The sequence below is a fragment of the Nocardia huaxiensis genome (assembly GCF_013744875.1).
In the GTDB taxonomy this organism is placed as follows: Bacteria; Actinomycetota; Actinomycetes; order Mycobacteriales; family Mycobacteriaceae; genus Nocardia; species Nocardia huaxiensis.
Genome location: NZ_CP059399.1, coordinates 3,957,537 through 3,980,404 on the forward strand (window position 1 = coordinate 3,957,537; position 22,868 = coordinate 3,980,404).

At 69.1% G+C, this 22,868-nt stretch carries 24 protein-coding genes; 15 read left to right on the plus strand and 9 right to left on the minus strand.

Annotation, left to right across the window (positions count from 1 at the left end; all coding sequences use genetic code 11):
- Positions 1-33: 33 nt before the first annotated feature.
- From argC to H0264_RS17745, 6 genes are read left to right on the plus strand one after another with little or no spacing between them, the layout of a single operon-like run.
- Positions 34-1,092, plus strand: coding sequence for an N-acetyl-gamma-glutamyl-phosphate reductase (argC, locus tag H0264_RS17720; protein WP_181584991.1), 1,059 nt, complete (start codon positions 34-36; stop codon positions 1,090-1,092).
- Positions 1,047-2,300 (plus strand): bifunctional glutamate N-acetyltransferase/amino-acid acetyltransferase ArgJ, encoded by a 1,254-nt coding sequence (gene argJ / locus H0264_RS17725; RefSeq protein ID WP_420832096.1) that lies wholly within the window; start codon positions 1,047-1,049, stop codon positions 2,298-2,300. The genes argC and argJ overlap by 46 nt, the downstream gene beginning before the upstream one ends.
- Positions 2,297-3,196 carry an acetylglutamate kinase gene (argB, locus tag H0264_RS17730; RefSeq protein ID WP_181584993.1) on the plus strand — a complete coding sequence of 300 codons (900 nt, stop codon included), beginning with the start codon at positions 2,297-2,299 and terminating at the stop codon, positions 3,194-3,196. The genes argJ and argB overlap by 4 nt, the downstream gene beginning before the upstream one ends.
- A complete protein-coding gene (locus tag H0264_RS17735; RefSeq protein WP_181584994.1) occupies positions 3,193-4,389 on the plus strand; it encodes an acetylornithine transaminase in 1,197 nt (398 codons plus the stop codon). Before argB ends, H0264_RS17735 begins: the two co-directional genes overlap by 4 nt.
- A complete protein-coding gene (gene argF, locus H0264_RS17740; RefSeq protein WP_181584995.1) occupies positions 4,386-5,330 on the plus strand; it encodes an ornithine carbamoyltransferase in 945 nt (314 codons plus the stop codon). The genes H0264_RS17735 and argF overlap by 4 nt, the downstream gene beginning before the upstream one ends.
- Complete coding sequence (locus H0264_RS17745; RefSeq protein ID WP_181584996.1) at positions 5,327-5,851, plus strand: arginine repressor; 525 nt, start codon at positions 5,327-5,329, stop codon at positions 5,849-5,851. Before argF ends, H0264_RS17745 begins: the two co-directional genes overlap by 4 nt.
- Positions 5,852-5,918: 67 nt before the next feature.
- On the opposite strand, the gene H0264_RS17750 is transcribed toward H0264_RS17745, so the two are convergent.
- Entirely contained in the window at positions 5,919-6,749 is an 831-nt protein-coding gene (locus tag H0264_RS17750) for an HD domain-containing protein (protein WP_420832097.1), read from the minus strand.
- A gap of 30 nt (positions 6,750-6,779) precedes the next feature.
- Here H0264_RS17750 and H0264_RS17755 point away from each other — a divergent pair, with 30 nt between their 5' ends.
- Positions 6,780-7,724 (plus strand): GlxA family transcriptional regulator, encoded by a 945-nt coding sequence (locus H0264_RS17755; protein ID WP_181584998.1) that lies wholly within the window; start codon positions 6,780-6,782, stop codon positions 7,722-7,724.
- Positions 7,725-8,027: 303 nt separating this feature from the next.
- Complete coding sequence (locus H0264_RS17760) at positions 8,028-8,708, plus strand: hypothetical protein (RefSeq protein ID WP_181584999.1); 681 nt, start codon at positions 8,028-8,030, stop codon at positions 8,706-8,708.
- 77 nt (positions 8,709-8,785) lie between these two features.
- Here the strand turns inward: H0264_RS17760 and H0264_RS17765 are convergent, their stop codons facing one another.
- On the minus strand, positions 8,786-9,616 hold the full coding sequence (locus H0264_RS17765; RefSeq protein WP_181585000.1) for an NAD(P)H-binding protein: 831 nt from the start codon (positions 9,614-9,616) through the stop codon (positions 8,786-8,788).
- Positions 9,617-9,741: 125 nt separating this feature from the next.
- Between H0264_RS17765 and H0264_RS17770 the strand changes: the two genes are divergently transcribed.
- The gene (locus H0264_RS17770; protein WP_181585001.1) at positions 9,742-10,233 is read left to right on the plus strand and encodes a GtrA family protein; all 492 of its coding nucleotides are present in this window, start codon (positions 9,742-9,744) and stop codon (positions 10,231-10,233) included.
- Here H0264_RS17770 and H0264_RS17775 read toward each other — a convergent pair.
- The 3 genes from H0264_RS17775 to H0264_RS17785 all read right to left on the minus strand — a co-directional run bounded on the left by H0264_RS17775 (position 10,214) and on the right by H0264_RS17785 (position 11,936).
- Positions 10,214-10,858: a disulfide bond formation protein B gene (locus H0264_RS17775; protein ID WP_181585002.1), complete on the minus strand. Its 645-nt coding sequence runs from the start codon at positions 10,856-10,858 to the stop codon at positions 10,214-10,216. The genes H0264_RS17770 and H0264_RS17775 overlap by 20 nt on opposite strands.
- Positions 10,859-10,886: 28 nt before the next feature.
- On the minus strand, positions 10,887-11,048 hold the full coding sequence (locus tag H0264_RS17780; RefSeq protein WP_181585003.1) for a hypothetical protein: 162 nt from the start codon (positions 11,046-11,048) through the stop codon (positions 10,887-10,889).
- Between the two features lie 117 nt (positions 11,049-11,165).
- A complete protein-coding gene (locus tag H0264_RS17785; protein WP_181585004.1) occupies positions 11,166-11,936 on the minus strand; it encodes a helix-turn-helix transcriptional regulator in 771 nt (256 codons plus the stop codon).
- Between the two features lie 228 nt (positions 11,937-12,164).
- Here H0264_RS17785 and H0264_RS17790 point away from each other — a divergent pair, with 228 nt between their 5' ends.
- The 4 genes from H0264_RS17790 (at position 12,165) to H0264_RS17805 (ending at position 16,129) form a co-directional block, all read left to right on the plus strand.
- Positions 12,165-13,364: an argininosuccinate synthase gene (locus H0264_RS17790; RefSeq protein ID WP_181585005.1), complete on the plus strand. Its 1,200-nt coding sequence runs from the start codon at positions 12,165-12,167 to the stop codon at positions 13,362-13,364.
- Positions 13,365-13,400: 36 nt separating this feature from the next.
- On the plus strand, positions 13,401-14,312 hold the full coding sequence (locus H0264_RS17795) for a class I SAM-dependent methyltransferase (protein WP_231086436.1): 912 nt from the start codon (positions 13,401-13,403) through the stop codon (positions 14,310-14,312).
- Complete coding sequence (gene argH / locus H0264_RS17800) at positions 14,309-15,730, plus strand: argininosuccinate lyase (protein ID WP_181585006.1); 1,422 nt, start codon at positions 14,309-14,311, stop codon at positions 15,728-15,730. The genes H0264_RS17795 and argH overlap by 4 nt, the downstream gene beginning before the upstream one ends.
- A 114-nt stretch (positions 15,731-15,844) precedes the next feature.
- Positions 15,845-16,129 carry a putative quinol monooxygenase gene (locus H0264_RS17805; RefSeq protein WP_181585007.1) on the plus strand — a complete coding sequence of 95 codons (285 nt, stop codon included), beginning with the start codon at positions 15,845-15,847 and terminating at the stop codon, positions 16,127-16,129.
- Between the two features lie 93 nt (positions 16,130-16,222).
- Here the strand turns inward: H0264_RS17805 and H0264_RS17810 are convergent, their stop codons facing one another.
- Together H0264_RS17810 and H0264_RS17815 are read right to left on the minus strand one after the other, a co-directional pair.
- Complete coding sequence (locus H0264_RS17810) at positions 16,223-17,140, minus strand: zinc-binding dehydrogenase (RefSeq protein ID WP_181585008.1); 918 nt, start codon at positions 17,138-17,140, stop codon at positions 16,223-16,225.
- Positions 17,141-17,187: 47 nt separating this feature from the next.
- Complete coding sequence (locus H0264_RS17815) at positions 17,188-20,460, minus strand: ATP-binding protein (protein ID WP_181585009.1); 3,273 nt, start codon at positions 20,458-20,460, stop codon at positions 17,188-17,190.
- A gap of 117 nt (positions 20,461-20,577) precedes the next feature.
- Between H0264_RS17815 and H0264_RS17820 the strand changes: the two genes are divergently transcribed.
- Together H0264_RS17820 and H0264_RS17825 are read left to right on the plus strand one after the other, a co-directional pair.
- A complete protein-coding gene (locus H0264_RS17820; RefSeq protein WP_181585010.1) occupies positions 20,578-21,219 on the plus strand; it encodes a hemerythrin domain-containing protein in 642 nt (213 codons plus the stop codon).
- Positions 21,220-21,247: 28 nt separating this feature from the next.
- Complete coding sequence (locus H0264_RS17825; protein WP_181585011.1) at positions 21,248-21,625, plus strand: DUF4267 domain-containing protein; 378 nt, start codon at positions 21,248-21,250, stop codon at positions 21,623-21,625.
- Positions 21,626-21,852: 227 nt separating this feature from the next.
- On the opposite strand, the gene H0264_RS38295 is transcribed toward H0264_RS17825, so the two are convergent.
- Together H0264_RS38295 and H0264_RS17835 are read right to left on the minus strand one after the other, a co-directional pair.
- The gene (locus H0264_RS38295) at positions 21,853-22,107 is read right to left on the minus strand and encodes a hypothetical protein (protein ID WP_220140003.1); all 255 of its coding nucleotides are present in this window, start codon (positions 22,105-22,107) and stop codon (positions 21,853-21,855) included.
- A gap of 34 nt (positions 22,108-22,141) precedes the next feature.
- Positions 22,142-22,552 carry an SRPBCC family protein gene (locus H0264_RS17835; protein ID WP_181585012.1) on the minus strand — a complete coding sequence of 137 codons (411 nt, stop codon included), beginning with the start codon at positions 22,550-22,552 and terminating at the stop codon, positions 22,142-22,144.
- Positions 22,553-22,868: the final 316 nt, after the last annotated feature.

Below are 22,868 nucleotides of genomic sequence, written 5' to 3' on the forward strand. Positions count from 1 at the left end.
GTATGAGCTTGCACAGTCGTGCATAATCATCACATGGCGGATACCTCTGGTGGGCCCACGGTGCGGGTCGCGGTGGCTGGTGCGAGCGGATACGCGGGCGGTGAGGTCCTGCGACTGCTGTTGGCGCATCCAGCCTATCGAAGCGGGCGTCTCGAGATCGGGGCGCTGACCGCCGGGTCCAATGCGGGAACCACGCTGGGCTCCCTGCAGCCGCATCTGCTGCCGCTGGCGGACCGGGTGCTCGCGCCGACCACCGTCGAGGAGCTGGCCGGACACGACGTGGTGTTCCTGGGACTGCCGCACGGCCAGTCCGCGGCCATCGCGCAGGCGCTGCCGGAATCGACCGTCATCATCGACTGCGGGGCCGACTTCCGGCTCTCCGACGGCGCGGCCTGGGAGAAGTACTACGGCACCCCGCACGCGGGCAGCTGGCCGTACGGGCTGCCGGAGCTGCCGGGCGGGCGGGCGAAGCTGACGGGGGCGACGCGGATCGCCGTCCCCGGCTGCTATCCGACCGTCGCGAGCCTGGCGCTGGCCCCGGCCATCGCGGCCGGAATCATCGAGCCGACGGTGAATGTGGTTGCGGTGAGCGGCACTTCGGGCGCGGGCCGCAAACTCGACGTGGGCCTGCTCGGCTCCGAGGTGATGGGGTCCATGCGGGCCTACAACATCGCGGGCGCGCACCGGCACACCCCGGAGATCTCCCAGAACCTGAAGGCGGCCGGCGGCGTCGACGTGGCGGTGTCCTTCACGCCCGTGCTCGCGCCGCTGCCGCGCGGCATTCTCGCCACCTGCACCGCGCCGGTGAAGGTGGATGCCGCCCAAGCCCGCGCCGTCTACGAAAAAGCCTATGCCGACGAGCCTTTCGTGCACCTGCTGCCCGAAGGCGTGCTGCCGCAGACCGGTTCGGTGCTCGGTTCCAATGCCGTCACCCTGCAGGTGGCCGTGGACGCCGACGCCGGGCTGCTGGTGGTCATCGGCGCGATCGACAACCTGACCAAGGGCACCGCGGGCGCTGCGGTGCAATCGATGAACCTGGCCCTCGGATTCGACGAGACCGCAGGACTTTCCACCGTAGGAGTGGCACCGTGACAACGAGCAACGATGGCAAGCTGGTCCGGTCCCAGGGCGTCACCGCGCCGCTGGGCTTCCGTGCCGCGGGTATCGCGGCCGGCATCAAGAAGAACGGAAAGCCGGACCTGGCACTGGTTTTCAACGAAGGACCCGACTACTCGGCGGCCGGTGTGTTCACCCGCAACAAGGTGAAGGCCGCGCCGGTGCTGTGGTCGCAGCAGGTGCTCACCGGCGGGCGGCTGCGCGCGGTCATCCTGAATTCCGGTGGGGCCAACGCCTGTACCGGTCCGGGCGGCTTCCAGGACACGCACGCCACCGCCGAGGAACTGGCGAAGGCGCTGAGCAACTGGGGAACCGAGACCGGCGCGGGTGAGATCGCGGTCTGCTCAACGGGTCTCATCGGTGATCGGCTGCCCATGGACAAGCTCATTCCGGGCATCACCGAGATCGTGCACGAGATGGGCGGCGGCCTCTCCGGCGGCGCGGAGGCCGCGCGGGCCATCATGACCACCGACACCGTGCCGAAAGAGGCCGCCTTCCACCACCGGGACAAGTGGAATGTGGGCGGGATGGGCAAGGGCGCGGGCATGCTCGCACCGTCGCTGGCCACCATGCTCATCGTGCTCACCACCGACGCCGTGGCCACGCCGCAGCAGCTGGATACCGCGCTGCGCAATGCCACCCGCCTCACCTTCGACCGCCTCGATGTGGACGGCTCCACCTCCACCAATGACACGGTGCTGCTGCTGGCCAATGGCGCCAGCGGCGTCGCGCCCAGCCAGGACGAGCTGAACGCGGCCGTGTACGCGGTGTGCGACGACATCGCCGAGCAGCTCATGTTCGACGCGGAGGGCGTCACCAAGCGGGTGCACATCACCGTCACCGGCGCTCTCGACGAGGAGCAGGCGCTGATCGGTGCACGCGCCATCTCGCGCGACAGCCTGGTCAAGACCGCGTTCTTCGGCTCCGACCCGAACTGGGGCCGGGTGCTGGCGTCCATCGGCATCGCGCCCATCGAACTGGATCCGAATCGGATCTCGGTGTCGTTCAACGGGTCTCCGGTGTGCGTCGACGGCGTCGGCGCGCCCGGCGCGCGGGAGGTGGATCTGTCCGGGCCCGACATCCAGGTGCTCGTCGAGCTCAACCTCGGCGACGGCCAGGCCACCATCCGCACCACCGACCTCTCGCACGGGTACGTCGAAGAGAATTCGGCCTACAGCTCATGAGCGCCGACATCTCCGGGCTCACGGCCCTCGACAAGGCGCACGTTCTCGCCGACGCGCTGCCGTGGCTGCAGAAGTTCCGCGACAAGATCGTGGTCGTGAAGTACGGCGGCAACGCCATGATCGACGACGAGCTCAAGCGGGCCTTCGCCGCCGACATGGCCTTCCTGCGCACCGTCGGCGTGCACCCGGTGGTGGTGCACGGCGGCGGCCCGCAGATCAGCGCCATGCTGAAAAAGCTCGGCCTGCAAGGCGAATTCCGCGGCGGCTTCCGCGTCACCACACCCGAGGTCATGGATGTGGTGCGCATGGTGCTGTTCGGTCAGGTCGGCCGGGAACTGGTGGGGCTCATCAATGCCCACGGCCCGTACGCGGTCGGCATCTCCGGTGAGGACGCGCGGCTGTTCACCGCCACCCGCCGCACCGTGAACGTGGACGGGTTGCCCACCGATATCGGCCTGGTCGGCGACGTCACCGAGGTCAATCCCGACGCGGTGCTGGATCTCATTGCGGCGGGCCGCATTCCGGTGGTCTCCACCATCGCCCCGGATGCGGACGGCGTGGTGCACAACATCAATGCCGACACCGCCGCGGCCGCTCTGGCCGAGGGCATCGGTGCGGAGAAATTGGTCATTCTCACGGATGTGGAAGGGCTGTACACGAATTGGCCGGACCGGTCCTCGCTGACCACCCGCATCGACACCGATGATCTTGCCAAGTTGCTGCCCAGCCTGGATGCGGGCATGGTGCCCAAGATGGAAGCCTGCCTGCGCGCCGTGGAAGGCGGAGTCCCCACCGCGCACGTGATCGACGGTCGCGTGCCGCATTCGGTCCTGCTCGAACTGTTCACCGGGGAGGGCATCGGCACGATGGTCACCCCCGCTCAGGAGATCTCATGAGTACAGCCGACATTCAGGTGCGGTGGTCGGCCGCACTGATGAACAACTACGGCACCCCGAAGGTGGCGCTGGTGCGCGGCGCGGGCGCGGTCGTCTACGACGCCGACGGCAAGCGCTACGTGGACCTCCTCGGTGGCATCGCCGTGAACAGCCTGGGGCATGCGCATCCGGCCATTCTGGAGGCCGTCACGCAGCAGCTCGGCACCCTCGGCCACGTGTCGAATCTGTATGCGAGCGAACCGGTTGTCGAACTGGCCGAGCGGCTGCTCGCGCACTTCGGGGACGGGCACGGCAAGGCGTTCTTCTGCAACTCCGGCACCGAGGCCAATGAGGCCGCGTTCAAGATGGCGCGCCTCACCGGCAAGACCAAGATCGTCGCCTGCGAGGAGGCGTTCCACGGACGCACCATGGGCGCACTGGCTTTGACCGGTCAGCCCGCCAAGCGAGCGCCGTTCGAGCCCATGCCCGCGGGCGTGGTGCACGTGCCCTACGGTGACGCCGCCGCGCTGGAGGCCGCCGTCGACGACCAGACCGCCGCGGTGTTCCTCGAACCCATGATGGGGGAGAGCGGCGTGGTGGTGCCGCCGGCCGACTATCTGGCCAAGGCGCGGGCGATCACCAAAGACCATGGGGCACTGCTGATTCTGGACGAGGTGCAGACCGGTATCGGGCGCACCGGGGCGTTCTACGCGCACCAGGCGGCGGGCATCGTGCCCGATGTGATCACCCTGGCCAAGGGGCTGGGCGGCGGGCTGCCGATCGGTGCGGTGCTGGCGCAGGGGCCGGCCGCGGAGCTGTTGCAGCCGGGCATGCACGGGACCACGTTCGGCGGCAATCCCGTCTGTGCCGCAGCGGCTTTGGCGGTGCTGCGCACCATCGACGAGGAAGGGCTGCTGGCGCACGTCGAATCCGTCGGCAAGATCATTGCCGGGGGCGTCGAGGAACTGGATCACCCGCTGGTCGACCACGTGCGCGGCGCGGGCCTGCTCATCGGCATTCAGCTGACCGAGAATGTTTCCGCCCAGGTGGAAGAGGCCGCGCGGGAGGCGGGGTACCTCGTGAATCCCGCCAAGCCCAATGTCATTCGGCTCGCGCCGCCGCTGGTGCTGACCGAGACCCAGGCCGAGAATTTCGTGTCCGACCTGCCGAGCATTCTGGATGCCGCGCAGGCCAAGGCGGAGGAGAGCAAGTGAGCATCCGGCATTTCCTGCGTGACGACGATGTCACCCCGGCCGAGCAGGCTGAAATCCTCTCGCTGGCCGCGGAATTGAAGAAGGCTCCGCTGTCCCGCCGCCCGCTCGATGGTCCGCGCGGCATCGCGGTCATGTTCGAGAAGAACTCCACGCGTACGCGTTTCTCCTTCGAGATGGGCATCGCGCAGCTCGGCGGGCACGCCGTCGTGGTGGACGGCCGCGACACCCAGCTGGGCCGCGAGGAGACCCTCGCCGACACCGGCCGCGTGCTGTCCCGCTATGTCGACGCCATTGTGTGGCGCACCTTCGAACAGGTTCGTCTCGACGAAATGGCGGGCGCGGCAACGGTTCCCGTGGTGAACGCGCTGTCCAACGAGTTCCACCCCTGCCAGGTGCTGGCCGACCTGCAGACGCTGCGGGAACGCAAGGGCGACGACCTCACCGGCCGCAACCTCACCTATCTGGGCGACGGCGCGAACAATATGGCGCACTCGCTCATGCTGGGCGGCGTCACCGCCGGTCTGAACGTAACCATTGCCGCCCCAGCGGGTTTCGAGCCGCTGCCGTGGATCGTGGAACTGGCCCAGAAGCGGGCCGCCGAAACCGGTGCGAAAATCACCATCACCAATGATCCCCTCGCGGCGGCCGACGGCGCGGACGCGCTCGTCACCGACACCTGGATGTCCATGGGCCAGGAGAACGACGGCCGCGACCGCGTCGCCCCCTTCCGGCCCTTCCAGGTGAACGCGGCGCTGCTGGCCCGCGCCGCCGCGGATGTGACCGTGCTGCACTGCCTTCCGGCGCACCGCAACGAGGAGATCACCGACGAGGTCATCGACGGCCCGCACAGTGCGGTCTGGGACGAGGCGGAGAACCGCCTGCACGCCCAGAAGGCGCTACTGGTGTGGCTGCTGGAGAAACACCTCGGCGGCGCGTCATGAGCAGCGGTGAGCGACGCGAGCGATCGTCGGCCAAATCCGGCCCGGCGATCGCTCGCACCCGCGCCGGCCGCCAGGCCCGGATCATCGCGATTCTGTCCCAGCACGAGGTCCGCAGCCAGACCGAACTGGCCGCCCTGCTGTCCGCCGAAGGCATCGAAACCACCCAGGCCACGCTCTCCCGTGACCTGGACGAACTCGGCGCGGTGAAACTCCGCGCCGCCGACGGCGGGGCCGGGGTCTACGTGGTGCCCGAGGACGGCAGCCCCGTCCGCGGCGTCACCGGCGGCACCGAACGCCTCTCCAAACTCCTCGGCGACCTGCTGGTGTCCACCGACGCCAGCGGCAGCATCGCCGTCCTGCGCACACCCCCGGGCGCGGCGCACTTCCTGGCCAGCGCCCTGGACCGGGCGGCGCTGCCCGAAATCGTCGGCACCATCGCCGGTGACGACACCATCGCCGTCATCGCCCGCGAACCCATGACCGGCGCAGAGCTCGCCGCGAAAATCGAACAACTGGCCTGAGCCGCGAAACCTGTTCGGGCGGGGCAGATGCCGGGCGCAACCCTGCCACCCGGCCTGCGTCGCAGCGCTATTCGGGGAATGGGGCCATGCGGATGAGCTGACGGAAGGCAGCGGTGGTCATGAGCCAGTGGCCGCGGCCGTGGGGGACCGCGGCGGCTTCGGTGGTGACCGCGGCCGTCATGTGGCGTTTGAAGTCGTAGCGGGGGTGGCGCGCAAGGAGATCGGTCACCCAGGCGGGGTCGAGGTCCCACATTCTGCCGCCGAAGACGTCGACCGCCGCGCCCGCGGAGACGAAGCCCAGATCGCCCAGGTCGTCGGCGACGCCGACGGTGAGGTGGGCGGCAATGGCCTTGCCGATGATGTCGGCCTGGTCCTGGGTCGCGCCCGAGGCGAGCGCGAAGTCCATGGCGCGTTCGGCTCCCGTGACCGCGAAACACCGTCCGGGGGTGGGATGTTCGAGGTTCAGGTCGTGCAGCAGGCAGGAGACGTAGGCCAGTTCGTCGTCGTAGGGGACGCCGTCCAGCTCCGAGAGGGCGCGGCCGAAGAAGTAACTGCGGTAGGAATGTTCGAGCACATGCGGCGTAAGGCATTCGCGCGCTTCGGTTTCCGCGGCCTTGGCCAGTTTCGAATCCGGTAGGCGCAGGTCGGTGAAATCCACCCGGCCCGGACCGCGGCGGCCGAGCGCGAGCTTGACCTGACCGGTGAGCATGCGGGGGAGCGCGGAAATCAGTGTGCCGGTGAGCTGGCGGCGTTGCCGCGCGCTCAGGGTGCCGCCCGTCGTGATCGCCCACTCCCAATCGATGCCCTTCGGCGCGCTCATGTCGACCTCCCACGTTGTTCCGGTGCTGCTGTCAGTACATCGGCTGCTCGGGTGGCCGACGAGTGGCATGAATGCCAGTGATGCTCGGATTTCTGCCAAAATGGCGGTGTGCGAAAGGTTGTGGCGCTCGCCCTGGACGGACTCATCACCTACGACCTGACCTGTGTCGTGCAGGCGTTCCGCTGGTGTCCCGGCAAGGACGGCGAACCGCTCGCCTTCCGGCTCGACACCTGTGGCGTGCGACCGGGCCGGGTCGAAACGCCCGACGGCTTCGCGATCCACGTCGACCACGGGCTCGAGGCGCTCACCGATGCCGACATCGTGGTGGTGCCGGGCCGCCTCCCCGGCCCCGTGCCCAGCGAGGTGCTCGACGCGCTGCGGGCGGCGTCCGCGCGCGGCGCGACCATGGTGAGCATCTGCATCGGGGCATTCGTGCTGGCCGAGGCCGGGATCCTGGATGGCCGGCCCGCCACCACCCACTGGGCCTTCTGCGCCGACTTCGCCCGCGCCTACCCGGCCGTCCGATTGGATTCCGGCGCACTGTATGTCGACGACGGCGACGTCCTCACCTCGGCGGGCCTGTCCGCCGGCTGGGACCTGTGCCTGCACATCGTCCGCCGCGAACTCGGCGCGTCCATCGCCGCAGACGTGGCCCGCTGGAATGTCCGCCCGCCCCACCGCGAGGGCGGCCAAGCCCAATACATCCCGAACCCAGTGCGCAACAACGGCATGCGCGGCCGCCTCGCCGCCACCCTGGACTGGGCCGCCGCCGACCCCGCCCCCGAGCTGGCAGTCCCCGCCCTGGCCGAACACGCCCTCATGAGCGAGCGCACCTTCATCCGCACCTTCAAATCCGAAGTCGGCACCACCCCCCGCCGCTGGCTCGACGCCCAGCGCACCGCCCGCGCCCGCGAACTCCTCGAAACCACCGAACTCCCGGTCGAAGTCGTCGCCTCCCAAGCCGGTTTCGGCAGCGTCACCGCCATGCGCGTCCACCTCCGCGCCGCCACCGGCACCACTCCGGCCGAGTACCGGCGCACACTGCGCCGATAGACCAGGCCGGTGCGCGATCGGAGGGCGGCGCTGGTTCTGGCAAGTCCCCTGGACCGTGCAGCGTGCTTCGAGGTGCGCACTGTCGGGGCTCGGGCCGGGGGCGTGGCCGTGGTGATCGGCGAGCCCGGGACCGGCGCAGAGGTGGCTGACAAGATCGAAGGGGCGGCGTGGATCCTGCTGTACGGCAGCAGAATTCCTGGATTGCGGCAGGGCTGTGGGTTTCCTGTGTAGTCGGCGGCGCGCCGGGACGGGTGCCGGTGCGGGCGTACTCTCGGACGCAGTCGACCCATAGCGAGGTACGCCATGTGCGAAGGCGGCAGACATATCGCGGCGTTCGAGGCCGGGACCAGCGAGTACCCGGCGGTCCCGGATGTCGTCTCGCGGAGTCTGCGGCGGACCGACGACGGGATGTGGGTGGTCTGGGCGTTCAAGGTGGCGCGGCTCGCGGAGGGGAATCTGTTCGTGCCGCTGCGCGGGTATCCGATCTATCCGGCCGATGCGGTCGCCGAATGCGGGCGCGGGCGCAGCCATCCCGCGCCGGATCTCGACTGCACCTGCGGGTTCCATGCGGCGTCGGAACCGTTGGAGCACATGTTCGGTGGTGCGCTGCGGCATCTCGAGGTGGCGTTGACGGGGCGGGTGCTGGTTTTCGACTGGTACGGCAATGGGATGCTGTTCCGGGCGGAGCGGCAGACCGTCATGGTGGTGGGGGAGACGCCGGTGCCGGTGCCGTACCTGCCTCCCGAGCCGCCCCCGCCCCCGCCGTCCGAGCCCAGCGGGCGTACCGCGCGATTGCGCCCACCGGATCCCGTCGACCGCGACCGGGTCCGGCTGCGGCTGCCCGTCGAGCCGCCGCCCCGCATCCGCCTGCGTGACGATGCCGGATACTGCCTTGTCGATCGAACCGCGCATGCCGGGGAAATGGCACCGGCGGAACAGGATTCGTATGCGCGACGCGGCCGTGTGGTCGCGGCGCTGAGCTGACCGCGACGCACGCCGGTCTACGGCAGTGTGCTGACCGACCTGTGCGGACGGTGCCCGGCCGTCGGATTCGTGTCCTGTCAGGCGTCGAGAGTCGGTCGCGGGCCGATCGTCGCTGCCGCGTTCGTGGCGGCCCACTCGGCGAAAGTGGTTGCGGGGCGGCCGGTTACCTGTTCGACGACGCGGTTCGGGGCGGGAGTCTGGGCGGCGAGGCCGCCGAGCACACTGTCGACGTACCACTCGGCGGTCTCACCCATGGCGGGGGTGAAAACGGCGACGGCCTCGTCGCGGGAGACCGGGACGAACGGGATGTCGTAGCCGAGGGCGGCGGCGAGTTGGGCTACCAGCTCTCTGCGGGTCAGGGCTTCGGGGCCGGTGAGGGGGTAGGTCTTGCCCGCGTGACCGTCCTCGAACAGTGCGGCGGCGGCCACGGCGGCGATGTCGTCCATGGCGATAGGGGTGCTCGCGGCATCCGGATGCGGTTCGCGGATCGTGCCCGTCGTGTGGATCTGCTGCGCCCAGATGCCGACGTTTTCGAAGAAGTCGCCCGGCCACAGGTGGGTCCACTCCAGCCCACTGTTCTCGACCGCCGAGGTGACTGTGCCCCACCAGCTTTCGGGCTCTCCGTCCAGCGCCACCACATGCCGGACCCCGGCCTTGTGCGCGAGCGCGAGCACGTCGGCGGTGGTGTCGGGACTGGGCGCCAGATACATGCGGTCCACCCCGTCGAACGCTCCGGCCAGGGTCTCCGGCCGACCGATGAAGCCCCGGACCGCCTCCACTTCGGTGGGCAGCGCCGCCTTGGCCGGGTTGGTGGTGAGAGCGCGAATATCCTTCGCGCCCAGGGAAAGTAGGTGGTCGACGACCTTGCGGCCGATATTCGCTGTCGCTCCGGTGACGAGGATCCGCATGGTTTCGATGCTGCCGCAGCGCAGGTCGATCGCGCATATGATTTGTGACCGGCATCTCACTCGGCGGAGCGGACCTGTTGGTCTGCGCTAACCCGCAGGTCACTTGGCAGTGCGACGGTGAGCGGATGCAGCAGATCACCGGTTCCGATCGCATCCAGGCGGTTCGCTGGTTCCACGCTGTCTGCGCGGCGATCGCCGCCCGGCTGCCCTTCGGGCTCGAGCGCTGGATTCCGGCCACGTTCGTGGGCTACCTCCTGGTCAGCGCCGCCATGTTCGGGGTGGACCTGCTCGTGCTGACCGTGCTGCACGGCACCTTCGGCGCGGGGCTGGGGATCGCGGTCACCGTGGGCTATGTGACGGCCTTCGGCGCGAGCTACGTCCTGAACCGGGTGCTCAATTTCTCCTCGCACGCCCCGGTGGGCCCGCAGGTGGCCCGCTACATCGTCGTGGTCGTCATCAACTATCTGGTGTTCATCCTCGGCGCGACCACCTGGCTGTCCGCCCTGGGCCTGGAATATCACCTGGCCCGGACACTGGCCGGGCTGGGTGAAGCTCTCTACATGTATGCCGCGCTGCGGTGGCTGGTCTTCCGCGACCTCACAACCCGAGATCGGTGAAGAACTGGTAGCTGGTGGGATCGCCGCTCATCTTCCAGTGCAGGCCCTGCAGGAAGAAGCAGGCCACGAAGTTGGTGGCGGCGAAAGTCACCAGGACGGTGAGGCTTACGGTGGCGGCCCGGCGCAGCGCGGCGGAAGTGGCTGCGACAGCGCCCGGTTCGGCGAACTGGGTGAGGAACAGGGCCACCCCGGCGGTGAAAGCCGCTGCGATGAAGGTGATCAGGGCCCAGGTGTAGAGGTGCAAGCCGAACAGCGCGCCGGCGTATCCGGGATCCGGGGGCACGATGTGCATGAGCACCTGCGAGGCCGACACGATGCCGCCGAGCAGCGCCGACATGATGGCCCAGCCCCAGCCGGAGGCGTACTCGCGGGTGGTCACCATCCCGGTGCGCGAGCGGGCGATGATGCAGGCCGGTCCGATCGCACTGAGCAGGAAGAACATTCGCTGCAGCAGGCACATGGGGCAGGGGTACTCGCCCAGGGCGAACTGGAACGTGTAGGCGCCGGCGAGGGTGCCGCAGATGCCGATGACGTAGGCGTGAGCGAACCAGAGTCCGAGCTTGTGGCTCAATCCGCTTGTCACGCTGGTGGTTCCGGTGGGAACGGGTGCGGTGATGGTGGTCATGACGGTGATTTCCTTGGGGGAGTGAGGCTTACAGTTCGATGCCGAACGGACGGCCGACGACGTGCGGCAGGAAGGCCAGCACGGTCAGCGCCAGGGTCGCCGAGCACAGGGCCATGGCGTACCCGCGCGGCCAGTTACGGATCACTGCCACCACGCACAGGAGGATGAGGAGGAACAGGAGGGTGTACATGGGGTCGGTCCTTGCCTTGTCAGTGAAATCGTTCCGATCTCACTGTCGTCCCCGGAGTTCCCCGCAGGTAGCGGGCGCGTGTCGATGCACCCATAGAACGGGGCTATGGGATGGCGGTCAGTTCAGCGGGGTGCCGATGATCAGGTGGATGTGATCGGCGTGCCCGCCGGAGGTGGCGTGAAAGGTCTTGAAGTGGAGCTGCTTCAGCTCACCGGTGTCCGGGCAGCAATGCTCGATCCGCTTTCCCCACAGAAAGGAGACGGTCCCCTTGTCCCAGAACCGGCGGAAATCCGGATAGGCGCAGAACTCCTCGATCAGCCCGGGCAGCCAGGCGGCACGGCTGTGTCTGCCCAGCCAGCCGCGGATCCATGCGACCGTGAGCTCCGCGTGCTCTTCCCAGTCCGTCAGCAGCTCCTTGGCTGCCGGGTTCGTGAACAGCCACTGCAGTAGATTGCTGTCCTGCTCCAAGCCGGGGTGGGCGTCGATGAAGGACTGATTGCAGGCCAGCACCTGCCAATTGCTGCCGATATATGCCATCAGGTTCGCGTCCTGCATGGCGAGCTCAGCGAGCATGTCCTCGGTCAGCTCGGCTCGCAGCTCCGCAGGCGACGGGGGTTTGTCGTCGAACACTTCCGCGAGATTCATCAGGTGGCGACGCTCGGTCCGGGTGAGTGGCCGCACCTGGCTCATGCAGCGCATGAGTGCGTCCAGGACCGCGAACGCGGGCCGATCGCGGACGCCGCTCTCGAGATGGGTGATGTAACTGGCGCTCACTCCTGCCGCGAACCCGAGCTTCTCGCGTGACAGACGTCGGTCACTGCGCAGCCGCCGCAACATTCCGCCGAGTGTCGGCAGCTCCGGGGCGTGGGTATCGATGCGTCGGTCCATGGTCTCGAGCTCAGCGTAACAGCAGTTCAGGGCGCGATTTGAACGGGCCGCGACCGGGGTGTCCGGTGCCGAGCGCGCTTGACCTACCCCCGGTTATGAATGGGATTGCATCGTCATGCATAATCATTTGCAGGACGACGGCTGCGGACCGCCCGGTTGCGCGGCAGCCAGGATTACCGGCCGGTCGGGACCAGACTTCATACGCACTATTCGAGGAGCACACGGACTATGACCAAGCGGGTCGTACTCGCCTACTCCGGCGGGCTGGACACCTCCGTTGCCATCAGCTGGATCGGCAAGGAGACCGGTGCCGAGGTGATCGCCGTCGCGATCGATCTCGGCCAGGGCGGCGAGGACATGAACGATGTGCGCCAGCGCGCACTCGACTGCGGCGCCGTCGAATCCATCGTGGTCGATGCCCGCGACGAATTCGCCAACGAGTACTGCCTGCCCACCATTCAGGCCAACGCGCTCTACATGGGCCGCTACCCGCTGGTGTCGGCCATCTCCCGCCCGCTCATCGTCAAGCACCTCGTCGAAGCCGCCGAATACCATGGCGCCGACACGGTTTCGCACGGCTGCACCGGCAAGGGCAACGACCAGGTCCGCTTCGAGGTCGGCATCGGCGCACTCGCGCCCGACCTGAAGGTCATCGCGCCGGTCCGCGACTACGCCTGGACCCGTGAGAAGGCCATCGAATTCGCGGGTGAGAACAACCTGCCGATCAATGTGTCCAAGAAGTCGCCGTTCTCCATCGACCAGAACCTCTGGGGCCGCGCCGTCGAAACCGGCTTCCTCGAGGACCTGTGGAACGCGCCCACCAAGGACGTCTACGACTACACCGTCGACCCGACCGTCAACTTCGAAGCGCCCGACGAGCTCATCGTCACCTTCGACAAGGGTGTGCCGGTCGCCATCGACGGCCGCCCCGTCACCATGCTCGAGGCCATCACCGAACTGAACAAGCGCGCCGGACGCCAGGGCGTCGGCCGCCTCGACATGGTCGAGGACCGGCTCGTCGGCATCAAGTCGCGGGAGATCTACGAGGCGCCGGGCGCCATCGCGCTCATCACCGCGCACCAGGAAATGGAAGCCGTCACCGTCGAGCGTGAGCTCGGCCGGTACAAGCGGCAGGTCGAGCAGCGCTGGGGCGAGCTGGTCTACGACGGCCTGTGGTTCTCGCCGCTCAAGCGCGCGCTGGACGCCTTCGTCGCCGAGACCCAGCAGCACGTGTCGGGTGATGTCCGGATGGTCCTGCACGGCGGTAACGTGGTCGTCAACGGTCGCCGCTCCGACGAGTCGCTGTACGACTTCAACCTGGCCACCTACGACGCGGGCGACACCTTCGACCAGTCCATGGCCAAGGGCTTCGTGCAGATCCACGGCCTGTCCTCGAAGGTCGCGGCGCGCCGGGATCTGAAGAAGTAAGGCCGATCGTCGCGGTCGGCCGGAGCGGAGAGCATCGTGCGGACCGACGACGACAGCTGGGACATCACCGAGAGCGTGGGCGCTACCGCGCTCGGGGTCGCGTGCATGCGGGCGGCGGAAACCCGTCGCCCGGATGCACTGTTCACCGATCCGTATGCGGAAGTCCTTGTCACGGCGGTGGATTCGCCGGTCTGGCAGCAGATGGGGCGCGGCGACTACGACGAGTCGGTCGCCGCGGTCTATCAGCAGCTGAACGATTTCATGGTGGCGCGGACGCTGTATTTCGACGAATACCTGCGGGCTGCCGTCGCATCCGGGATACGGCAGATCGTGATCGTGGCGTCCGGGTTGGATGCGCGAGCGTATCGGCTCGAATGGCCCTCCGGCACCGTGATTTACGAGATCGACCTGCCGAAAGTGCTGGATTTCAAGGCGAAAGCCCTCGCCGGTCGCGAGGGAGAGTTGCGCGTCGAACGGCGCACGGTGGCGGTGGATTTGCGACATGACTGGCCGGAAGCGTTGCGGGACAGCGGCTTCGATCCCGCTGCGCCGACCGCATGGCTGGCCGAAGGGCTGCTCCGATATCTGCCCGCCGACGCCCAGGACCAACTGCTCGGCAATATCGTGTCGCTCAGCGCGTCCGGCAGCCGGGTGGCGCTGAACATGTCCGGCGAACGTTCCGCCCAGGCATACCGCCTCGACGAAGAACGCACCCGCTTCATGGCCGAACAGGGCGTCCACGTCGACGTGAACCAGCTGTGGTATCCCTTCGAGGGCCGCAACCACCCGGTCGACTGGTTCCGGCAGCAGGGCTGGACCGTGACCCCCGCCGATCCGCAGGCCATCCTCGCCGCCCACGGGCGTGCGGTGTCCGAGCAGACGGCGGAGGAGATGGCCAGGCACATACTCATGACCGCAATCCGACCCGGAGGAGACAGCACACGATGACCGAGCAGCACGGCACCAACGAGGGCGCGCTCTGGGGCGGTCGCTTCGCATCCGGTCCCGCCGCGGCCATGGCGGCCCTGAGCAAGTCCACCCACTTCGACTGGGTGCTCGCCCCGTACGACATCCGCGCTTCGAAAGCCCATGCGCGCGTGCTGCACAAGGCCGGCCTGCTGTCCGCCGACGACCTCACCGCCATGCTGGCCGGGCTGGATCAGCTTGCCGCCGACGTGAATTCGGGCGCGTACGCCCCCGCCGACTCCGACGAGGACGTGCACGGCGCGCTGGAGCGCGGCCTCATCGAACGCGTCGGCACCGAACTCGGCGGCCGCCTGCGCGCGGGCCGCTCCCGCAACGACCAGGTCGCCACCCTGTTCCGCATGTGGCTGCGCGACGCCGTCCGCCGGGTCGCCGCAGGCGTCCTGGACGTGGTCGACGCGCTCGTGGAACAGGCTGCCGCGCACCCGGATGCGGTGATGCCCGGCAAGACCCACCTGCAGGCCGCCCAGCCCGTGCTGCTGGCCCACCACCTGCTCGCCCATGCGCACCCGCTGCTGCGTGACATCGACCGCCTGCGCGACTTCGACAAGCGCGCCGCCATCTCCCCGTACGGCTCGGGCGCACTGGCCGGTTCCTCGCTCGGCCTGGACCCGGAGGCGATCGCCGCCGACCTGGATTTCGATGCGGCAGCGGCCAATTCGATCGACGCCACCTCCTCCCGCGACTTCGCCGCCGAGGCCGCCTTCGTCCTGGCCATGACCGCCGTCGACCTCTCCCGCATGGCGGAGGAGGTGATCATCTGGAGCACACCGGAATTCGGCTACATCACCCTCGCCGACGCCTGGTCCACCGGTTCCTCGATCATGCCGCAGAAGAAGAACCCGGACGTCTCGGAGTTGACCCGAGGCAAGGCCGGCCGCCTGATCGGCAACCTCACCGGTCTGCTCGCCACCCTGAAGGCACAGCCCCTGGCTTACAACCGTGACCTCCAGGAAGACAAGGAACCGGTCTTCGACTCGGTAGCCCAGCTGGAGCTCCTGCTGCCCGCCATCGCCGGCCTGGTCTCCACGTTGACCTTCCACACCGACCGCATGGCCGAGCTGGCTCCGGCCGGCTTCACCCTCGCCACCGACATCGCCGAATGGCTTGTCCGCCAGGGCGTCCCGTTCCGCGTCGCCCACGAGGCGGCGGGCGGCTGCGTCCGCGCCGCCGAAGCCCGCGGCGTCGGCCTCGACGAACTCACCGACGAAGAATTCGCCGCCGTCGACCCGGCCCTCACCCCCGCCGTGCGCGAAGTCCTCACCGTCCAAGGCTCCATCGCCTCCCGCAACGCCCGCGGCGGCACCGCAGGCGTCCAGGTCGCCAAGCAACTCGAGGAAGTCCGCAGCGCCGCCACCGAACAGCGCGCCTGGCTGAACTGAGGTCGCCTCCGGGCTTCCGGTCTTCCAGCCCCGCACCCCAGGCGACCCGTTCGGCCGCTGCGGCAGGGTCTTCGGGCGGGGAATGCCGGCTGCGGTTGTGCGGTTGTGCGGCGGGTGACTCTTACCGCTGTATCCACACTGCAGGCCCGCGCGGGCAAGGAAGACCTGGTGCGGGAGCAGGCGCTGGCCCTGATCGAGCCGACGCTGGCCGAGCCGGGCTGCGTGAGCTATCAGCCCTATCAGCATCCGACTCGGCCGGGGGAGTGGGTGGTGGTCGAAAGCTGGGAATCGCGTGCGGCCTTCGAGGCGCACCTGACCAGCCCACACCTGCTCGCGGCCTTCGAGGCCGGGGTGGACCTGCTGGCAGGGCCGCCGGTGGAGCGCGTCTTCGAGAGCTGACTACGCTCACCGGCCGTCGCGGTATCGGAAGATCAACGGGGACAGGCCATTCCGCGTCGGCCTCACGGCGCGGGGGTACATCGGCCCGGTCGATCAGGGTTCGAGCACGTAGCGGCCGCGGGTTCCGCCGTTCGCCATGGCGTGGTGGGCGGTGGCGGCCTCGGCCAGCGGCAGCACCGCGTGCACGCGGGCGGGCAGCCGGCCGGCGGCGGCGTGCGCCAGCAGCTGCGCCAGGCGTCGTCCGTCCGACTGCACCATCAGGATTTTCACCGTGATTCCGCGCTCGGCCGCGGGCGTCAGGTTCGGCCGGACGCCGACGAAGATTCCGCCGTCGCGGACCGGGGTCAGGCTCCATGTCTGCTGTGCGGTGGTGTCGACGACCGCGTCCCAGCCCGGCTCGGCTTCGGTGCGGAAGCCGGCACCGAGAGCGCGGACGAAGGATTCGTCTTCGGCGCGGGCCAGTCCGGTCACCTGCCAGCCGCGGTCGGGGGCGAGTGCGGCCACATTGGCGCCGACCGCACCGGCCGCGCCCGTCACCAGCAGCCGGTTGCCGTCGGCGGGCGCGTCGCCGAGCAGGTCGACGATCTGCGCCGCACTCGAGCCGCTGAGCGGGACCGTCGACGCCGCGACCAGGTCGAGGTCGTCGGGCACCACGGCGAGATCGGCGGCGGGCACGACGAGTTGTTCTGCGTAAGTGCCGAAGTCGCGGTCGAAACCGAGGACCATGCCGGCCACTCGCGTTCCGGCGGCCAAGTCCACGCCCGGGCCGGTGGCGAGTACGGTGCCGGCGAAGTCCCAGCCCAGACCGGTGTGCGAGGGCTGGTTGATCATGCCCATCCGGTGGAAGAACCCGCCCGCGACTCCGAGGTCGGTGGGGTTGACCGGGGCGGCCGCGACCGCGACGCGGACCTCACCGGGGCCGGGCTCGGCGACCGGCACATCGATGATCTCGATCGAGTCGGGTCCGCTCGGGGTGCGGACGACCGCGGCACGGAAGGTCGGGTTGTTCATTGTCGTTGCCTCCATCAGCTCGTTTCTGATGGGTTCGACACTGCGCCTCAGGTTTTGGAAGGAACTTGGAGCGGACTTGGAACCTGATCGGCGCGGGCTCTGGCATCCGCGGACCAGGCGGAAGCGTTCCACCGGCCGGCGATGGCGGCGGCCCGGGTGAAGTGCGCGGCGGCCGCATCGGTGCGGCCCAGGAACAGGGCGAGCTCGCCGAGCGTATGGGCGACCGGACGCAGGGCCAGCGACACGCTTTCCGCGCCCGCCGGGGGACCGTCCCGATGCGGAAGCAGATCCGCATAGCTCTGCTCGGCGGCGTCGCGGTCGTTCGCCGCAATGGCCGCCAGGGCGCGCAGGCTGGTCAGGAAGGTGAAGAAGAAGTCGGGCCGGATCGGGGCCGGTGCGGTGCGCACCCGATCCGCCTCGTCGCCGCGGCCCGCGTCGTAGAGCGCGAGGGTGAGCAGGTCGGCCGCCATCGGGCCGAGCGCCGCATGCAGCGCGCGCACATCGTCGAGGTGCGCGCCCAGCGTGCCGTCATTGATCCAGATGGCCGCGAGCGCGAACCGCAGGAAGCCCGCGGCGTGCACCGACCCGGCGCGTTCCATGCGTTCGGTGGCGGCGAGGTAGAGGCGCTCGGCGTCGGCGAGACGGCCTTCGATGAGCAGCAGGGTCGCCAGCGAGATCTCGGTGGCGCCAATGGCTTCCGGCATCCGGTAGGCGCGGGCGAGGCCGAGCGCCTCCTCGGTGACGCGGCGCACGGTCGCCGGATCGTTGGCGGCGGCCGCGTGCGCGGCCTGCTCGAGCAGCCCGGTCACGCGGTAGACGGGCAGGTCGTGCGCGACGCCGATCTCCACCAGCTCGCGGGAGTGCTCGGCCCGCCCGGACTCGCGCGCGAACACCAGCAGCGCCGCGGCCCGGAGATGGGGTGTGGCGGCGAGTTCGAGCGCTTCCCGCGCCGCCGCCATGACGGTCGGATCGTTCTCGCCCACCAGTTCGTGGGCGTAGGCGACGAGCAGATGGCAGCGCGTCTCGGCGGCGAGATCGGCCCGCCCGAGCAGACCGCGGAGACGGTCGACGACGGGGCGGTCGACCGTGCCGTAGGCGCGGGCCTGCCAGGGGGTGGGTTCGGTCCAGGCGGTGAACGCGGCGATCATCAGGTCCTCGCGTCCGAACGACTCGGCGTACTCCACGGCCTGTTCGCGGGTGCGTCTGGCTGCGGCGAAGGCCCCGGCTCTGACCTGCGCGCGCAGCAACCTGCCGAGCAGGCCGACCCGCTCGTCCGGATCACTGGAATTGGCGACGGCGTCGCCGAGCAGCGCGGCCGCCACATCGTGGGCGTAGCGCGCCTCGGCCAGCTCCGCGGCCCGCGCGCAATAACCCACGGCCTTCGGCGAACCCGCGCGCGCATGATGGTGGGCCAGGGCCGCGATATCGCCGGAACCCTCCAGCGCAGCGGCGATGCGGGCGTGCATCCTGGTGATCCGCATCCGGCTGACACCGGTCATGAGCGTGTCGCGGACCAGCGCGTGCACGAATCGGACCCGCCCGGGTCCGGGCTCCTCGAGCAGTCCGGCGATGACACCGGCGTCCAGCGCGTCCAGCACGCCGTCCTCGTCGGTGTCGGCGGCCCGCACGAGCACGTCCACCGAGCTTTCCCGGCCCGCCACGGCAGCCAGCCGCAGGACCGACACACCGCTCTCGGGCAGCCGGGCGAACCTGCGCCGCAACACATCCCGGACACCCTCGGGAACCTCGGAGAGCGCGACGAGCGCGCCCTCGCCGTGCAGCAGCCGTGCGGTCTCCCGCACGTAGAACGGGTTGCCTCCGGTCCGCTCGGCGATCCCGGCCACCGTCGCGTCATCGGCCTCGCACTCGGTGCGGACCAGCTCCGCGATCGCGTCGCGATCGAGTCCGGGCAGGTCCAGCCGGAGCGGCGCGGTGCGGGCGAGGGAGGCGAGGGTCGCGGCCAGGCGCTCGCTCTCGTCCGCGCGGTACGCCGCGACGATCAGGATCGGATCCCGGGTGCCGACGCCGCCGAGCAGTTCCAGCGTGGCGGCGTCGGCCCGATGCAGGTCGTCCAGCAGTACGGCAACCGGACGGTCCGCGGCGATCGCCGACAGCCACGCCCACACGGCCCGCCGCAAGCGGAAACGACCGGCCGCCGCGTCCCCGTTCACGGTCACTGAGTCCGACAGCAAGGGCGCGAGATCGTCGGCGAAGTCGCCGGGCGGCACGCTGCCGGCCAGACTGCGCAGCACCTCGACCCAGGCCCAGGCGGGCGGCGCGCTGTCCACGTCGGGACAGCGTCCGGCGGCCACCAGCCAGCCCTGCCGTGCCAGCCGGGTGCCGAACTGCTCGAGCAGTTTCGATTTGCCGAGTCCGGCTTCTCCGGTGACGAGCGCGACGCGCACGCTCGCGCGGACGGTTTCCCCGGCGGCCGCCAGCAGCGCCGCCAGCTCGCTGTCCCTGCCCACGAACGGTACGGTGCAAGGCTTTTCGGTGGGAGGAGGCGGCGGCACGATCGCCGCGGACCGGGGTGCGTCCGTCGCGGCCGGCGGGACGGCGGCGCGCAGGATGTCCGTGCGCTGGGTGAGGATCGCCTCCTCCAGCGCCACCAGATCCGGCCCGGGGTCCAGGCCCAGTTCCTCGGCGAGGGTGGCGCGGGCGCGGCGGAGCGCGGCGAGCGAATCGGCTTGGCGGCCACTGCTCCACAGCGCGAGGGCGTGCAGTCGCCAGCCTTCCTCGCGCAGCGGATGGTCGCGGGTGAAGGTTTCCGTATCGGGCACCACCGTCGCGGGGTCGCCGAGCCGCAGTCCGGTCGCGATGTGCAGTTCGCGGGCGACCAGGCGCAGCTCGTCGAGCCGCGCGGTCTCCGCGGCGACCCACGGCTCGTCGGCGACCTCGGCGTACGCGGGCCCCCGCCACAAGGCCAGCGCCTCGGCCAGCCGTGCGCGAGCTGCGCGCGGATCGGCGAGGGTGCGGGCCGCATCGAGCAGTTCCTCGAAACGCCAGGCGTCCACCGCTTCCCGCGGCAGCCGCAGGGCGTAGCCGGGCGAGGCGCTCACCAGCACGCGGGCCGGCGCGCGCGGCGGGCGGCCGGGTTCGAGCAGGCGTCGCAGATTGGACACATACGCCTGCAGGGACGCCAGGGCGCGCGCCGGTGGTTCGCCGCGCCACAGATCCTCGATCATCCGGTCGACCGGCACCACCTGCCCGCGCGCGGCCACCAGCAGCGCCAATACGCCGCGCTGGCGCGGCCCGCCGAGTGGCAGCGACTCGCTATCCACCTCTGCCGCAAACGAACCCAGCACCCGCACGAACACCATGACGCGTCACATCGTACGCGTGCGGGGAGATTTCGAGCGCTCCAAGCCGGTTCCCAGTCGTTTCCAAACCTTCGCGAGCAGGCTTCCGGCAGTCGAAACACTTGGAGGACAGGAACAATGAGCGTCGATACCCAGGATATGAGAATCGTCCACCGCGCATTCCGCCGCGAGTCCCGGCTGCTGATCGAACTCGTCGCCGCGGTCGCTCCGGGTGACATCACGCGCGCCGCGGTCCTCGCCGGCCACTACCGGGACTACCGGCTCGGGCTGCAGAACCACCACGAGGGCGAAGACGAGTTGCTGTGGCCGCCACTGCTTTCCCGGGTCGACCCCGGCACCGACATCATCCTGCGCATGCAGGCCCAGCACGAACGCATCGAGACCGTCCTGACCAAACTGGACGCCGCGGTCCCGGCATGGGAGAGCACCGCCGGAGCAGATGAACGCGACACCGTCGTGGCGCTCCTCGTCGACCACCGCGCGGTCCTGCTCGAACACCTCGACGATGAAGAAGCAGCACTGCTCCCGCTGGCGGCCGACTACATCACCGAAAAGGAATGGGCTTCCCTGGGCGAACACATGGTGGCCAACACCCCCAAGCTCACCCTGCTCACTCTCCTCGGGCTCGTCCTCGAGGACGCCGACCGAGCCGAACGCGCCACCCTCCTCGGCGGGCTCCCCACCCCGGTCCGCGCCATCTGGCATGTCCTCGGCCACCCCCGATACACCCGCCACATCCGCCGCGTCCGCGCGGCCTGACCTCACCTACCGGACAAAGGATTTCATCATGCTGTCGATCATCGGCACCTCCCTCGCCGCCCTCATCGCCCTCGCGGTCTTCATCATGGGCACCAGCTTCTTCTGGGCGCCCCAGGGCGCGACCGGCTTCGGCATCCCGAACACCCCGATCCAGGACCCAGCCTTCCGCGCCTGGCTCCGCGTCAAGGGCGTCCGCGACATGGTCTGCGCCATAACCATTCTCATCCTGCTCGCCGCCGGAAACACCACACTGCTCGGCGCTCTCCTGCTGGCCCTGGCCCTCATACCCCTCGGCGACGCGACCATCGTGCTGCTCACCAAGGGCCCGAAGTCGGCCGCCTACGGCGTTCACGCCACCACCGCGGCCATCGTGCTGACAGCAGCAACGCTCCTGCTGATCGCCTGAACCTCCGCTTGGCCTTTGGGTGGCTGCGGTTCGCGCTGCCGCGAAAAGGAGGTAGCGCTGAAAACTCCGGATCGAGACGAATGGTCCGCGCGATCTGCGCCATCCTCTGCCGCAATCGAGTCAGGGGATGGTCGGGGAACTCCGCATCCCACCGCTGTTCATCCGCGCGGTTGAAAGGCAGAACACCTTGGACGTGCGGAGCGTAGGGATGCGGTGTGATGACGTTTTCAAACGACGGCGATCACCGATGCTTCGATGAGACTGCCACTGGCCGAGTGGAATTCGGTGAGTCGTCGGCGCAATGTATCGAGGTCTTCGAGTGGCGCCGGTAGATCGGGCGCGAGTTCGTAGTATTGGAGAACAGCCAGGTCGCCGGTGTCGGGATCGACCCAGGTGTTGTCGGACTCGGTTTGAAAACCGGTGGTGTCGAATGAGATTGGCACCAGCTCACGGTATCCGGCCTGAACGGTGAGGTGTTGCAATGACCGCCTGAATCCACACCGAATTGAGTGCGATTCAGCGTGGTGCCGAGGCTTCGATCGCCTGTTTCATCTCTGTGATGCCGAATTCGGTACGGATGCGGATCTCCGGCGCGGCGGTTTCGGGCAGGATATCGGTGATCCACACCAGCCGCCCTTGCCCGCCCTCGTCGTGAACCTCGAACGAGGCATGGTGGTAATCCAGTGCAGGCCGGGCACCTTCCACGACGGCGTAAGCCAATCGACGTGACCGGTCGTCGATGGTGATGATCAGTTCCCGGATCACATGTCCATCGGGGAAGGTCAGGAATCGGTGGGCTCCGTCCACCCGGGTGTCGGTGACTCGACCGGGAAGTAGGCGTTCGTGTACGGCGGCGACGTCGCGTATGACATCCCAAGTGTGTTGTGGCGAAGCATTGATCAGGATTTCGTGGCGGACGGATGCCATCGCGGCGAGAGCTCCACTCGTGTCGGGGCAGGGCATGGCCAACATATCCGCACGCACTCACATGCCGCGTTGCGGGCTGAGCGGCCGGTGCGGGCCTGGGGAATATCGGCGGGGCGGGTTACTCGGACGCGTGGTGATCAGATCAGGCGTAGAGTTGATGACCCGCGGCGACAGGAGTTGAAAATGTCCCTACGCGCCAGACCAGCGATAGTCCGGACTGCTGCGGTCGCTGTGGTTGCGGGTGTCGGCACGCTCTTCGGCACGGTCGGTCCAGCGTTCGCCGACGTCGAACCCGGTGATTACACGTCCACGACGT

Bases quoted from the DNA above. Each gene is read 5' to 3' on its own strand.
- H0264_RS17815 (WP_181585009.1), bottom strand. From the start codon at position 20,460: ATGGTGTTCGTGCGGGTGCTGGGTTCGTTTGCGGCAGAGGTGGATAGC.
- H0264_RS17810 (WP_181585008.1), bottom strand. From the start codon at position 17,140: ATGAACAACCCGACCTTCCGTGCCGCGGTCGTCCGCACCCCGAGCGGA.
- H0264_RS17785 (WP_181585004.1), bottom strand. From the start codon at position 11,936: ATGGACCGACGCATCGATACCCACGCCCCGGAGCTGCCGACACTCGGC.
- H0264_RS17820 (WP_181585010.1), top strand. From the start codon at position 20,578: ATGAGCGTCGATACCCAGGATATGAGAATCGTCCACCGCGCATTCCGC.
- H0264_RS17775 (WP_181585002.1), bottom strand. From the start codon at position 10,858: ATGACCACCATCACCGCACCCGTTCCCACCGGAACCACCAGCGTGACA.
- H0264_RS17735 (WP_181584994.1), top strand. From the start codon at position 3,193: ATGAGTACAGCCGACATTCAGGTGCGGTGGTCGGCCGCACTGATGAAC.
- argH (WP_181585006.1), top strand. From the start codon at position 14,309: ATGACCGAGCAGCACGGCACCAACGAGGGCGCGCTCTGGGGCGGTCGC.
- H0264_RS17835 (WP_181585012.1), bottom strand. From the start codon at position 22,552: ATGGCATCCGTCCGCCACGAAATCCTGATCAATGCTTCGCCACAACAC.
- H0264_RS17780 (WP_181585003.1), bottom strand. From the start codon at position 11,048: ATGTACACCCTCCTGTTCCTCCTCATCCTCCTGTGCGTGGTGGCAGTG.
- H0264_RS17790 (WP_181585005.1), top strand. From the start codon at position 12,165: ATGACCAAGCGGGTCGTACTCGCCTACTCCGGCGGGCTGGACACCTCC.
- H0264_RS17760 (WP_181584999.1), top strand. From the start codon at position 8,028: ATGTGCGAAGGCGGCAGACATATCGCGGCGTTCGAGGCCGGGACCAGC.
- H0264_RS17745 (WP_181584996.1), top strand. From the start codon at position 5,327: ATGAGCAGCGGTGAGCGACGCGAGCGATCGTCGGCCAAATCCGGCCCG.
- H0264_RS17765 (WP_181585000.1), bottom strand. From the start codon at position 9,616: ATGCGGATCCTCGTCACCGGAGCGACAGCGAATATCGGCCGCAAGGTC.
- H0264_RS17770 (WP_181585001.1), top strand. From the start codon at position 9,742: ATGCAGCAGATCACCGGTTCCGATCGCATCCAGGCGGTTCGCTGGTTC.
- H0264_RS17825 (WP_181585011.1), top strand. From the start codon at position 21,248: ATGCTGTCGATCATCGGCACCTCCCTCGCCGCCCTCATCGCCCTCGCG.
- argB (WP_181584993.1), top strand. From the start codon at position 2,297: ATGAGCGCCGACATCTCCGGGCTCACGGCCCTCGACAAGGCGCACGTT.
- argC (WP_181584991.1), top strand. From the start codon at position 34: ATGGCGGATACCTCTGGTGGGCCCACGGTGCGGGTCGCGGTGGCTGGT.